This is a genomic window from Olleya sp. R77988 (assembly GCF_044594215.1).
Lineage (GTDB): Bacteria > Bacteroidota > Bacteroidia > Flavobacteriales > Flavobacteriaceae > Olleya.
In genome coordinates this window covers 2,922,764-2,936,614 of sequence record NZ_CP138988.1, presented here as the reverse complement: position 1 = coordinate 2,936,614, position 13,851 = coordinate 2,922,764, and the positions used below count along the sequence as shown (strand labels likewise).

Genomic DNA, 13,851 nt, shown 5'->3' with positions numbered 1-13,851 from the left:
AATGAATTTAAAAAAGCACATACTTTGCATTCTAGTTTTGGTTTTAATTTCTTGTAAAGAGAATAATACCAGTAAAGATTTAGCTCTTAATTCAGCCGAGTCTCATTCTAAAATTGATAATATTGAAGATAAAGTTTCAGCATTATTAAGTAAAATGACCTTGGAAGAAAAAATAGGTCAGATGAATCAATATAATGGATTCTGGAACGTAACAGGTCCAGTCCCTAAAGAAGGTGATCAAGCTAAAAAATATGATCATCTTCGTAAAGGCTATGTTGGATCTATGCTTAATGTTAGAGGTGTAAAAGATGTAAGAGCTGTTCAAAAAATAGCAGTAGAAGAAACCCGTTTAGGTATTCCTTTAATTATTGGTTTTGATGTTATTCATGGTTATGAAACGTTAAGTCCTATTCCAATTGCAGAATCTGCAAGTTGGGATTTAGAAGCTATAAAAAAATCTGCGGAGTTTGCAGCTAAAGAAGCTTCTGCTGCAGGAATAAACTGGACATTTGCACCAATGGTTGATATCTCTAGAGATGCACGTTGGGGACGCGTTATGGAAGGTGCTGGAGAAGATCCTTATTTGGGTTGTAAAATAGCAACTGCTAGAGTTAAAGGATTTCAAAGTGACGATTTATCATCACACAACTCAATAGCAGCTTGTGCAAAACATTTTGCTGCCTATGGTTTTGCAGAATCTGGGCGTGATTATAATACTGCTGATGTTGGGACATCAACACTTAACAATATTGTATTACCACCTTTTAAAGCAGCAAAAGACGCAGGAGTTAGAACCTTTATGAATTCGTTTAACGAGCTTAATGGAGTGCCAGCAACAGGAGATAAGTATTTACAACGTGATATTTTAAAAGAAAAATGGGCTTTTGATGGTTTTGTAGTTTCAGATTGGGGCTCAATAACAGAAATGATAGCACATGGTCATGCTAAAGATGGTAATCATGCAGCAGAGCTAGCTGTTAATGCTGGTTCTGATATGGATATGGAATCCTATTTATATGTTGAAGAACTTGCAAAATTAGTTAAAGAAGGTAAAGTCGATAAAAAACATATTGACGATGCAGCTAGACGTGTTTTAAGAGTCAAATTTGAATTAGGTTTATTTGATGACCCTTATAAATATTTAGATGAAAATCGCGAAAAAGAAGTCATAGGAAGTCAAGAAATACATGACGCTTCATTAGATATGGCAAAAAAATCTATTGTACTTCTTAAAAATAAAAACAATTTACTTCCCCTTAAAAAAGAAGGTCAAAAAATTGCTGTAATTGGTGCTTTAGCATCAGATAAAACAAGTCCTTTAGGAAGCTGGCGTATAGCAGCAAAAGACAATACAGCTGTTTCTGTTTTAGAAGGGTTAAACCAATACCCTGGAAATACAGTTACTTATGCTAAAGGTGCAGATGTATCAATAGGAAAAGAAGAATTTGCTTTTGAAATAAAAGTAAATACAACAGATAAAAGTGAGTTTAACAAAGCTATACAAACTGCTAAACAAGCAGATGTTGTGGTAATGGTTTTAGGAGAACATGGTTTTCAAAGCGGAGAAGGAAGAAGTAGAACAGAATTAGGATTGCCTGGCGTACAGCAAGAACTATTAGAAGCTATTTATAAAGTTAATAAAAACATTGTTTTAGTATTAAATAATGGTAGACCTTTAACTATCTGTTGGGCAGACGAAAACATTCCTGCAATTGTTGAAGCTTGGCAATTAGGTACACAAAGCGGAAACGCAATTGCTCAAGTGCTTTATGGAGATTATAATCCTAGTGGTAAATTACCAATGACTTTTCCAAGAAATGTAGGACAGGTACCAATTTATTATAATTATAAAAATACTGGTAGGCCAAGTTTACCTGGACCTAACGTTGTTTTTTGGTCACATTATCAAGATCAAAAAAATGGTCCATTATATCCTTTTGGATATGGACTAAGTTATACCACTTTTAAGTATAGTAACTTAAAAGTAAGTAACACATTTACTGAAGATAAAAAAGTAACAGTTTCTGTAGACTTAACCAATACTGGAAAAGTTAAAGGTAAGGAAGTGGTACAATTATACATCAGAGATATGTATGCTAGTATAACCAGACCAGTTAAAGAATTAAAAGGATTTGAGTTAGTTGAATTAAATCCAAACGAAACAAAAACAATTACATTAACACTTACTGAAAAAGAACTTGGTTTTTTTGATAACCAAGGTGAGTTTTTAGTAGAAAAAGGAGATTTTGAAATTCATGTTGGTGGTAGTTCTTATACTGAATTATCTGAAAATTTTGAATTAAAATGAAAGCAATAAAACTGATATTAATCACTCTATTGTTCTTTTCATGTAACGACAAAAAAGACAAAAAAGCATTCAGTTTTATTGAAGACTTTGAAGGTGTAGAATTAAATGAAACCTATTGGAATTATGAACTTGGAGATGGTTGCCCAGACCTTTGTGGTTGGGGAAACAATGAAAGACAGGTTTATACTAAAGAGAATATAAAAATAGAAGATGGTAAACTTATAATTACGGCTTCAAAAGACTCTTTAAATTATTTTTCTGGTAAGATAACAACAAAAGATAAGGTAGAGTTTAAATATGGGACGATAGAAGTAAAAGCAAAATTACCAACTGGACAAGGTATCTGGCCTGCAATATGGATGTTAGGACATGATATTTCAGATATTGGTATAGGTTGGCCAAAATGTGGAGAAATTGATATTATGGAATATGTTGGAAAAAATCCACACCAAATTCATAATACTATGCATACACCAGATAGTTATGGACAATCAAAAAACACTAAAATATCAACCATTAAAAACATAGAAGAAGGTTTTCATGTTTACAAATCTAATTGGACTAAAGATGCTATTTCATTTTATATAGATGAAAATCTGGTTTATACGTTTTCACCAGACATAAAAAACGATAATACTTGGCCTTTTGATAAGCCATTTTATATTATACTAAACCTAGCAATAGGCGGAAATTTTGGAGGTCCAGAAGTGGATGACTCTATATTCCCTCAAGAGTTTATCATTGATTACGTAAAAGTATCAAGCTCTATTTAATTCATTTAAAACACAATTATTATGAAAAAAATTACTTTTTTATTATTATTTATTACTTCTGTCATTTCGGCACAAGTAAATTTACAAGATTTTGCAGCTGCGCAAAATACTGCAGCTCAAGACATATATGGAGGATTCGGAGGCGGATTGGCAGCCTCTTTGGATGCAGCTCCTGATAATGCAGCTAATCAAGTTGGAAAAATAGACTTAACCGCAGGAGGAGATGTTTGGAAAGGGATTTTTGTTAGACCTCAATCTTATTATATAGATTTAACAACAACAAAGACAGTATCTGTAAATGTACATTCTACAACTCCATTATATCTTAAAGGAAAAATTCAGGCAAGCACAAGTGCTCAAGGAGATATTGAGTTACCTTCTGCAGAGGCTCATACAGGATCAGGTTGGCAAACATTAACATTTACATTTACTGGAGCAACTGGTGAGTGGAATGAATTTGTATTATTCGCTAATGTGGATAGTGCTGGAAGTTTTATTGATCCAGCAGTTTTAGCAACTACAGTTTATATTGATGATATAACTGCTGTACAAGGTTCTGCAATACCAGCTCCACCTGCTGGTCCAACAGTAGCAGCTCCAACACCACCTGCTAGGGACCCTTTAGATGTAATATCAATTTTTGCAGATCCTGCTTATTCTAATATTGCAAATGTAGATTATAATCCAAATTGGGGACAGTCTGGTTTTGGTTCAGCTGATTCAGCATACGATGTAGCAAGTACTGGAGATTTAGCAATTCATTACCCAAGCTTTAATTATCAAGGTATAGATTTTAATGGAGCACAAGATATTTCAGCAATGGAATATTTACATGTAGATATTTGGACAGCAGGAACAGTAGCACCAAATGTATATGTTATTAGTTCTGGAGCAGAGATTGCTCATCCAATACCAAACGTAGATGGTTCATGGCAGAGTCTTGATATTCCAGTAGCTGGAATAACTGGAGATTTAACAAGTGCTATCCAATTTAAGTTTGATGGTGGTAGTGGTACAGACATTATTTATGTTGATAATTTATATTTCTGGAAAGACCCAGCAGCAGCTGGAACAGATGCAACGTTAAGCGATTTACAAGTAGACAATGCTACTGTAGCAGGTTTTTCTGCTAATACAGAAACTTATACAGTTGATTTACCTGCAGGAACAACTGTTGTGCCTCAAGTTACTTTAGCAACAACAACAGATGCAGCAGCAACTGTAACTACAATTACTCAAGCTCCAGCAATTCCTGGAGATGCTACAGTGTTAGTAACAGCAGCGGATGGAACAACTACAAAAACATATACAATTTCTTTTGCAATTACAACTCCAGGAATGGATGCACCTACACCTCCAGCAAGAGATGCTGCTGATGTTATTTCAATTTTTAGTGATGCTTATGCTAATGTTTCAAATGTAGATTATAATCCAAATTGGGGACAAACTGGTTTTGGTTCTGCAAATACTGCTTTTGAAGTAGTACCAGGATCTGGTAATGCATCTTTAGAGTATCCTAATTTTAACTATCAAGGAATTGATTTTAATGGAGCTCAAGATATATCAGCAATGGATTATTTACATTTAGATATCTGGACTAATGATACAAATCCAAATGTTTATGTAATTAGTTCTGGAGCAGAGATTGCTCACCCAATAACTAGTCAAGCAGGTACATGGCAAAGTGTTGAAATTCCGATTGCTGGAATAACAGGAGATCCTACAGCTGCTATTCAGTTTAAGTTTGATGGTGGTTCTGGAGCAAGATTAATGATGAATGTAGATAATAAAATATACATTGATAACCTGTACTTTTATAAAGGAGCTCCTTTAAGTACTGATCAATTTGATGTAGTTCAATTTAATGTATATCCAAACCCTTCAACAAATAACTGGAATGTTAAAGCATCTGAGTTAGTTAATACAGTTGAAGTATTTGATGTATTAGGAAAATCTGTTTTAGTAAAAAATGTGAATAGTTCAGATTTTGTTATTGAAACTTCAAACCTAAATGCAGGATTATATTTTGCAAGGTTTAATTCTGAAAACGGAACTAAAACTGTTAAACTAATTAAAGAATAATCTTTAATTAAATACAATTAAGATAAAGCCACATAGCATCTTGTCTTTGTGGCTTTTTTAATTTAAAAACATGAATTATGAAAAAAATTACATTTATGTTATCCCTTTTGGTAACTAGTTTAGGGTACGCTCAAGTATTTCCAATAGATTTTTCTGACCCTTTAGACGATATGTTTGCTGATAGTTGCACATTTACCTTAACAACAGATGCTGGAGACGATGTTGGATCTGTTACTGGAGGAGGAGCATTGTATGACAATGTACAATTAGCACTTGCAGAGAATTTAGATTTATCTGATGATTTTAATAATATTATTACATTCCGTATTAAACCAACAGCAGATTACGGTACACGTACACATTTATTAAAATTTGAAAATGGGACTGGACCAGATACAGAATTAGGATTTACTACTACAGGTACTGCTTGGCAAGATATTACTTTAGATTTTCCTTCTGGTTTAGGTGACTATGGATTATTAGTGCTATTTACAGACTTTAATAATACAGACGTCGGAACCTATTTAATAGATGATTTTGCAGGAGGGACTAATGTTACACCTCCACCACCTCCAGCAGCAATTTTTCCTATAGATTTTGAAACTGCTGATGATACATTTATTGGTTATGATTGTGGCTTTGTACTAACAACAGATGCAGGAGATAATGTAGGTGAGATATCTGGAGGAGGAGCATTATTTGATACTGCTCAATTAATTTTAGCTCAAAACTTAGATTTATCTGATGATGCTAACAATACTATTACCTTTAGGATTAAACCAATAGCAGATTACGGTACACGTACACATCTTTTAAAATTTGAAGGAGGATCTGGAGCTAACCCAACTACAGAACTTCAATTTACAACAACAGGAACTGCTTGGCAAAATATTAGTTTGGATTATCCTGCAGGTTTAAGTACTTACGATTTAGTAGTGTTTTTTCCAGATTTTAATAACACAGATGTTGGAACTTATTTAGTAGATGATTTTGCAGGAGGAACAAATGTTGTCCCAATACCAGATCCAGAACCAGCACCTTTACCAACTGCAGCGGATAATGAAACCTATAGTATTTATAACGACACCAACGGTTATACTACTAATTTTCCTTTTGCTTATGATTTTGGAACTATAGGTGGTGAGCCTGATTTAGATACAAGTACAAATGTAAATCAAGCGTTAAAGTTTGATTTTTCTTTTGCAGGATATGGACAAGGAGAAGGTGGTCCTGATGATGTTTCTGGATATGATTATGTTAACTTTATGTATTGGGCTGCTCCAGGTGTACCTGGTTTTCAGTTCAGAATGATAAGTAATAATGGTGCAGTTATGGAATATACTTATGAAATTGGAACAGACGAATCGATTGTAACTGGTGCTTGGACTTAGGTTTCAATACCAATGTCTTATTTTACAAATTTAGGATTCGCTAGCACTCATTTTTTTCAATGGAAATTTGAAGCTTTTATGCAAGTAGTAACAAATCCAGGTACTGTATATGTTGATAATATCATATTAACTCAAAACCCATTGTCTGTTGACGGTTTTCAAGCAAATACTTTTAATGTCTATCCAAACCCTACAACTAATAATTGGAATGTTAATGCATCTCAAATAGTTAATACTGTAGAGGTATTTGATGTATTAGGAAAATCTGTTTTTAAAAAAGAAGTTAATGCTTCTACTTTTTTAATTGATTCTGCAAACTTAAAAACTGGATTGTATTTTGTAAAATTTACTTCTAATACAGGAATAAATACAATAAAACTTGTAAAAGAATAAACTAAAATGAAGCAATGTTTTATATGTTTAATAGAGTATTGCTTCATTATTTTATAATTATTAGTAGAGCTTTTAGCCTAAATTTATTATAATAATAAAATTATTCTACACGAAGTAGACCTTTTTCATTTTCAATTTTTATTTGCTTACCAGAAGTGCTAATTAAACCTGACTTTTTAAACTGAGATAAAATGCGGATTGCACTTTCTGTAGCAGTACCAACAATGCTAGAGTAATCTTCTCTGGAAAGCGTTATGTTTAAAAAACCATCATCATCATTTCCAAATTTGTTTTTAATGTAAAGTAGTGTTTCAGCTAAACGTTGTTTAACTGTTTTTTGTGCCATATCGACCAAAGTATCATCAGCATCTCTTAAATCTAAAGCCATACGCTTTAAAACATCCATAGAGAAGTTTGAGTTTTTCTGTAAATCGTTTAAGATTTCTTGTTTTGGGATAAAACAAATTTGCATATCATTAATAGCAACAGCACTAAGATTTGCAGTTTCACCACTAACTAAAGAGCGTTGACCCATCATACCACCTTTAACTACTAATTTAACGACTTGATCTTTTCCGTTTTCGCTTAGCTTGCTCATTTTGCAAACACCATCTCTAATGCAGTAAACACCATTAAGGGAGTCTCCTTCTTCAAAAATAACTTCTCCTTTTCTGATGATTTTTGATGTTTTGCATGCAGAAACACGCATTAACTCATCTCTTGTTAGGGTTTTTAAACTATTAAATTGCCTAACAATGCATTGTTCACATTTACTCATACCATTTCTATAATTGCGATGTATTCAAAAGTATACATTATATGACAAATATCATAAAATAAGCTGGAGTAATTTGTAACCTTTGTTACAGGTAAAAAGAGCAAATTTATGGATACTAAAGTATGTTATCATTGTGGAGATAATTGTACAGATACAACAATCCTTTTAGAAGAAAAACCGTTTTGTTGTAACGGTTGTAAAACAGTATACGAGATACTTTCTGAAAGCGATTTGACGTGTTATTACGACTTACAGGCTTCTCCTGGAGCAATTCCAAAAGAAATTGAAGGTAAATACGATTTTCTGTCTCAAGAAAAAATTGTTGAGAAGTTGGTCGATTTTGATGATGGTAAAACCCAGATTGCTACCTTTTATATTCCGCATATTCATTGTAGTTCTTGTATTTGGATTTTAGAAAATCTAAATAAATTAAATCCTGCTGTTTCATTATCTCAAGTTAATTTTGGAAAAAAAACAGTTAGAGTATCCTATGATACATCACATTTTTCTCTTAAACAGTTAGTTTTATTATTAAGCTCTGTAGGATATGAGCCTTATATAAGTCTTGAAGATTATAAAACAGGTAAGCAAAACGTAAATCGGAGCTTAATTTATAAACTTGGGGTTGCTGGTTTTGCATTTGGAAATGTTATGTTTTTGTCTTTTCCAGAATATTTTGAAGTAGATGGGTTTTGGTTAGATCAATACAAACACATTTTTAGGTGGATAATGTTTAGTTTTTCTCTACCAGTTGTTTTTTATGCTGCTCAAGACTATTTTGTGTCTGCTTATAAAGCTATTAAAACTAAAATATTAAATATAGATATCCCAATAGCATTAGGTATTGTTGTATTGTTTTTAAGGAGTACTATTGAAATTATTTTAAACACTGGTTCTGGTTTTTTTGATAGTTTAACTGGTTTAGTATTCTTTTTGTTATTAGGTAAATTCTTTCAGCAAAAAACCTATTCGTTTTTATCATTTGAACGTGATTATAAGTCCTATTTTCCAATAGCTGTAACAAAAGTCTTTAATAAAACTGAAGTACCTGTTCAGGTTTATGATATAAAAAAAGGAGATCGATTGCTTATTAGAAACCAAGAGCTTATTCCTGTTGACGGTATTTTAATTAATGGAAAAGCAAAAATAGATTATAGCTTTGTAACTGGAGAGTCTGAGACTGTTACTAAGCAATCTGGTGACAAACTTTTTGCAGGAGGTAAACAAACTTCTGGTGTTATAGAAATGGAAGCTTTAAAATCTGTAGAGCAAAGCTATTTAACGCAATTATGGAGTAATGATGTGTTTAGTAAAAACAAAGAAGACGGATTCACAACACTAACAAATGCCATAAGTAAAAACTTTACTATAGCAGTTTTAAGCATAGCTTTTATAGCTACTACTTTCTGGTTGTATTATGATGCATCAAAAGCAATGAATGTCTTTACAGCAGTTTTAATTATTGCTTGTCCTTGTGCTATTGCATTATCTGCACCATTTACCTTCGGAAATTTGTTACGCATCTTTGGAAAGAAAAAATTCTATTTAAAAAATGCATCTGTAATAGAGCAATTAGCACATATCAATACTATAATTTTTGATAAAACAGGAACCATAACATCTAATAAAAAAAGTGATGCCAAATACGAAGGAGAGCCATTAAGTAATGCAGAAGAAGTCTTGTTAAAAAACACATTAAGAGGATCTAATCATCCATTAAGTAGAGGCTTGTATGATATTTTAGAAGAAAACAATATTATTTCATTAGATCACTTTGAAGAACATTTAGGAAAAGGCATTGAAGCTTCTCATAACACCCAAAACATTAAGATTGGATCAGCTAAATTTGTTGGCCATCAAAATGAAACAGAAGTATTAAACACCTCTGTTTATGTCAGTACAAACAATACTTATAAGGGTAAATTTACTTTTTATAATAGTTACAGAAAAGGCTTGTCAAAATTGTTTAATTCGCTTAAAAAACAATATGAATTAGTAATACTATCAGGAGATAATGAAGGCGAATTTGAAAATCTTAAAAAGCTATTACCTGCAAAAACAAAATTATTATTCAATCAAAAACCAGATGACAAGTTAGAGTATATAAAATATCATCAAACTGAAGGTGCAAAAGTATTAATGGTTGGAGATGGACTTAATGATGCAGGAGCTTTAGCGCAAAGTAATGTGGGTGTCGCAATATCAGAAAATGTCAATGTGTTTTCTCCTGCTTGTGATGCTATTTTGGATGCCACAAAATTTAACCAATTAAATCACTATATAAAAGCTTCAAAAAAAGCGATAAATATTATTAAATGGAGTTTTGTATTGTCGTTTTTCTATAATGTTATTGGGCTTTATTTTGCAGTTACAGGTCAATTAGCTCCAGTAATAGCAGCTATTTTGATGCCTTTAAGCTCTATAAGTATTGTTTTATTTACAACCATTTCAACAAATTGGATTGGACGACAATTAAAATAATGATTAAACATGATAAATATCATCTTTTAAAAAGGGATACTATATTAATTTTGACGAATAACTTCTAACAGGTATGAGTGTTATATACATTTTATTAACGGTAAGTATTATAGTAGCAATTGTCTTTTTCGCAGCCTTTATTATAGCTGTAAGAAATGGACAATTTGACGATGGATATACACCATCTGTCAGAATGCTTTTTGATGACGAATTGGTAAAAACTACAACAAAGAAAATAACTAAAAAATCAATAAAGACTAATCACAATTAATTATGGAAATGCAGCAATTTTATTACGATAACAAGATCGTTAAAAAGTTTCTTTATGCAACCATGCTCTGGGGAGTTGTAGGTATGCTAGTAGGGCTTATTTTAGCGTTCATGTTTTTATTCCCAAATATGACAGATGGGATTTCATGGCTTAGTTTTGGTCGTTTAAGACCATTACATACAAATGCAGTTATCTTCGCTTTTGTTGGTAACGCAATTTTTGCAGGAGTATATTACTCTACACAACGTCTATTAAAAGCTAGAATGTTTAGCGATTTGCTAAGTAACATTAACTTTTGGGGTTGGCAATTAATTATTGTAGGTGCTGCCATAACTTTACCTTTAGGTTATTCTACTTCTAAAGAGTATGCAGAGCTAGAGTGGCCATTTGATATTGCTATTGCATTAATTTGGGTTGCATTTGGTGCAAACTTAATTGGTACAATGATCAAACGTCGTCAACGTCACTTATACGTTGCTATTTGGTTTTATATAGCAACATTTGTAACTGTAGCAGTTTTGCATATTTTTAATAGTTTAGAGTTACCTGTTAGTTTAACTGGTATGAAAAGTTATTCTGTTTACGCAGGTGTACAAGATGCTTTAGTGCAATGGTGGTATGGTCATAATGCTGTTGCATTTTTCTTAACCACTCCTTTCTTAGGTTTAATGTATTATTTTGTACCAAAAGCAGCTAACAGACCTGTTTATTCTTATAGACTATCTATCGTTCACTTCTGGTCATTAATTTTCATTTACATTTGGGCAGGACCACACCACTTATTATATACAGCTTTACCAGAATGGGCTCAGAATTTAGGAGTTACATTTTCTATCATGTTATTAATGCCTTCTTGGGGAGGAATGATAAACGGACTATTAACCCTTCGTGGAGCATGGGATAAAGTACGTGTTGATCCAGTGCTTAAATTTATGGTAGTAGCTATTACTGGTTATGGTATGGCAACGTTTGAAGGACCAATGTTATCGCTTAAAAATGTAAATGCAATTGCGCACTTTACAGATTGGATTATTGCTCACGTGCACGTTGGTGCATTAGCATGGAATGGATTTTTAACCTTTGGTATGATCTATTATTTAGTGCCAAAACTATTTAAAACAAAACTACACTCATTACCACTTGCTAACTTGCACTTCTGGATTGGGACTTTAGGTATCATTATGTATGCTTTACCAATGTATGTTGCTGGATTTACACAAGCAAGTATGTGGAAACAATTTAATCCAGACGGAACTTTAGTATATGGTAACTTTTTAGAAACAGTATCAGAGATTATGCCAATGTACTGGATGCGTGCAATTGGAGGGACTTTATATCTAACAGGAATGTTAATTTTAGTTTACAATATAATTGTAACGATTAGAAAAGGTAGTATAGTAGAGGATGAGTTAGCTGAAGCTGCTGCTTTACAACGTGTGTCTAAAAAGCGTATTGCTGGAGAAGGATGGCACACTTGGTTAGAGCGTAAACCAGTTAAATTAACAATTTATGCTACTATAGCTATCTTAATAGGAGGTATTATCCAAATCGTTCCAACAATAATGGTTAAATCTAACATACCAACTATTAGTAGTGTTAAACCATATACACCTTTAGAGTTACAAGGACGTGATATTTATATACGTGAAGGTTGTGTTGGTTGTCACTCTCAAATGGTGCGTCCATTTAGAAGTGAAGTAGAGCGTTATGGAGAATATAGTAAAGCAGGAGAGTTTGTTTATGACCATCCATTTCTTTGGGGAAGTAAACGTACAGGTCCAGATTTACATCGTATAGGTGGTAAGTACTCAGATAACTGGCACTTTAATCACATGTATGATCCTCAAAGTACATCTTCAGGATCAATAATGCCTTCATATAAATGGTTAATTAATAACAAATTATATAAGGATGATATCGAAGCAAAAATGAAAGTGATGGTTACTTTAGGTGTACCTTATACAGAAGAAGACATTGCAAATGCACAAGCACAAATGTTAGAACAAGGAACTCAAATAGAGAAAAACCTATATAATGATCCAGATTTTGCAAAAGCATATGAAGATAGTAAGAAAAGTGGAGGAGCAGATTTTGTAGAAATGCGTAATAGAGAGATTGTAGCTATGATAGCTTACCTACAACGTTTAGGTACAGATATTAAAGTAGATACAGTTGATGAAACAACAGCACAAAACTAGGTAGTCATGTTAAAATTTGTAAAAAAACATTTAGAAAGCATTGTAGGTATTGAGATTTACCCAATCCTTTCATTACTAATATTCTTTGCTTTTTTTGTAATTCTTTTTTGGTGGGTATTTACCGCCAAAAAAGACTACATAACTAAAGTAAGTAATATACCATTAGAATTAGATAACCAAAACGAAACCGAATTATGAGAAATTTAATCCCATCATACGTCAGAGTTCCTGTTATATTTTTCACCATCTTCGGATTGGTAGAATATTTTGTTGACTCAGGAGACAAACCAGCATTTTTAGAGTATCCAATTATTATGCTGTTTTTAGCACTAGTATTATTTATTCTAATTGCAATTGAAGGTATTGTAGGTTCAATAGAAAACGTATTATTTCAAAGTTTAGATGATGCTGGAAAAGAACGTTATTTAGCAAACAAAGCAGAATCGCCTCAGTTTAATAAAGTTAAAGCGCTTTACAACAAATTTAAAGGAGGTAATAAAGCTATTGAAGAAGAGCATGAGATTATCCTAGACCATAATTATGATGGTATTAAGGAGTTAGATAATGACTTACCACCATGGTGGCTATATTCTTGGTATGCATCTATGGTTTTTGCAGTAATTTATTTATTTAACTTTCATGTTTCTGGTACGACAGATACACAGTATGACGAATTAGATAGAGAGTATGCTCAGGCTAAAATAGACATAGAAGAATATAAGAAAACTGCTAAAAATTTAGTAGATGTTAATTCTGTAGAGTTATTAACAGAAGCATCAGATATACAGGCTGGTAAAAGTATTTTTACTGCTAACTGTGTAGCATGTCACATGGCTGATGGAGGAGGAGGAATTGGTCCAAATCTAACTGACAAACATTGGATATTAGGTGGAGACATTAAAAATGTTTTTAAAACCATATCTGAAGGTGGTCGTTCTGGAAAAGGAATGGTAGCATGGAAAAAGGATTTAAAACCAGCAGAAATGGCTCAAGTAGCAAGTTATGTCTTGTCATTACAAGGTACAACTCCAGCTAATCCAAAAGCAGCAGAAGGAGACTTGTGGCAACCAGAAGGAGAAGACAATATTGAAACTCCGACAGAAGAGCAAACTCAGGACATAAAAACTGAAGTATTAGAAGTAGAGGAATCTATTTCTATGAACAATTAATAAGCAG

The 13,851-nt window shown here is 32.7% G+C and carries 11 protein-coding genes; 10 read left to right on the top strand and 1 reads right to left on the bottom strand.

Annotated elements, in window-relative coordinates; all coding sequences use genetic code 11:
- Window position 1: 1 nt before the first annotated feature.
- From bglX to SJY17_RS13305, 5 genes are all read left to right on the top strand, one after another.
- Complete coding sequence (bglX, locus tag SJY17_RS13325) at window positions 2-2,308, top strand: beta-glucosidase BglX (RefSeq protein ID WP_397363058.1); 2,307 nt, start codon at window positions 2-4, stop codon at window positions 2,306-2,308.
- Window positions 2,305-3,081 carry a family 16 glycosylhydrolase gene (locus SJY17_RS13320; protein WP_397363057.1) on the top strand — a complete coding sequence of 259 codons (777 nt, stop codon included), beginning with the start codon at window positions 2,305-2,307 and terminating at the stop codon, window positions 3,079-3,081. Before bglX ends, SJY17_RS13320 begins: the two co-directional genes overlap by 4 nt.
- Before the next feature lie 21 nt (window positions 3,082-3,102).
- Complete coding sequence (locus SJY17_RS13315; protein ID WP_397363056.1) at window positions 3,103-5,163, top strand: T9SS type A sorting domain-containing protein; 2,061 nt, start codon at window positions 3,103-3,105, stop codon at window positions 5,161-5,163.
- A 77-nt stretch (window positions 5,164-5,240) separates the two neighbouring features.
- Window positions 5,241-6,554, top strand: coding sequence for a hypothetical protein (locus tag SJY17_RS13310; RefSeq protein ID WP_397363055.1), 1,314 nt, complete (start codon window positions 5,241-5,243; stop codon window positions 6,552-6,554).
- Between the two features lie 12 nt (window positions 6,555-6,566).
- Complete coding sequence (locus SJY17_RS13305; protein ID WP_397363054.1) at window positions 6,567-6,947, top strand: T9SS type A sorting domain-containing protein; 381 nt, start codon at window positions 6,567-6,569, stop codon at window positions 6,945-6,947.
- Window positions 6,948-7,047: 100 nt separating this feature from the next.
- Here the strand turns inward: SJY17_RS13305 and SJY17_RS13300 are convergent, their stop codons facing one another.
- A complete protein-coding gene (locus tag SJY17_RS13300) occupies window positions 7,048-7,725 on the bottom strand; it encodes a Crp/Fnr family transcriptional regulator (protein WP_397363053.1) in 678 nt (225 codons plus the stop codon).
- A 108-nt stretch (window positions 7,726-7,833) separates the two neighbouring features.
- Here SJY17_RS13300 and SJY17_RS13295 point away from each other — a divergent pair, with 108 nt between their 5' ends.
- The 5 genes from SJY17_RS13295 (at window position 7,834) to SJY17_RS13275 (ending at window position 13,844) form a co-directional block, all read left to right on the top strand.
- Complete coding sequence (locus tag SJY17_RS13295; RefSeq protein ID WP_397363052.1) at window positions 7,834-10,206, top strand: heavy metal translocating P-type ATPase; 2,373 nt, start codon at window positions 7,834-7,836, stop codon at window positions 10,204-10,206.
- 73 nt (window positions 10,207-10,279) lie between these two features.
- Window positions 10,280-10,477, top strand: coding sequence for a cbb3-type cytochrome oxidase assembly protein CcoS (ccoS, locus tag SJY17_RS13290; protein WP_397363051.1), 198 nt, complete (start codon window positions 10,280-10,282; stop codon window positions 10,475-10,477).
- Between the two features lie 2 nt (window positions 10,478-10,479).
- The gene (gene ccoN, locus SJY17_RS13285; protein ID WP_397363050.1) at window positions 10,480-12,675 is read left to right on the top strand and encodes a cytochrome-c oxidase, cbb3-type subunit I; all 2,196 of its coding nucleotides are present in this window, start codon (window positions 10,480-10,482) and stop codon (window positions 12,673-12,675) included.
- 6 nt (window positions 12,676-12,681) lie between these two features.
- Window positions 12,682-12,873: a CcoQ/FixQ family Cbb3-type cytochrome c oxidase assembly chaperone gene (locus tag SJY17_RS13280; RefSeq protein WP_397363049.1), complete on the top strand. Its 192-nt coding sequence runs from the start codon at window positions 12,682-12,684 to the stop codon at window positions 12,871-12,873.
- The gene (locus tag SJY17_RS13275) at window positions 12,870-13,844 is read left to right on the top strand and encodes a cbb3-type cytochrome c oxidase N-terminal domain-containing protein (RefSeq protein ID WP_397363048.1); all 975 of its coding nucleotides are present in this window, start codon (window positions 12,870-12,872) and stop codon (window positions 13,842-13,844) included. Before SJY17_RS13280 ends, SJY17_RS13275 begins: the two co-directional genes overlap by 4 nt.
- Window positions 13,845-13,851: the final 7 nt, after the last annotated feature.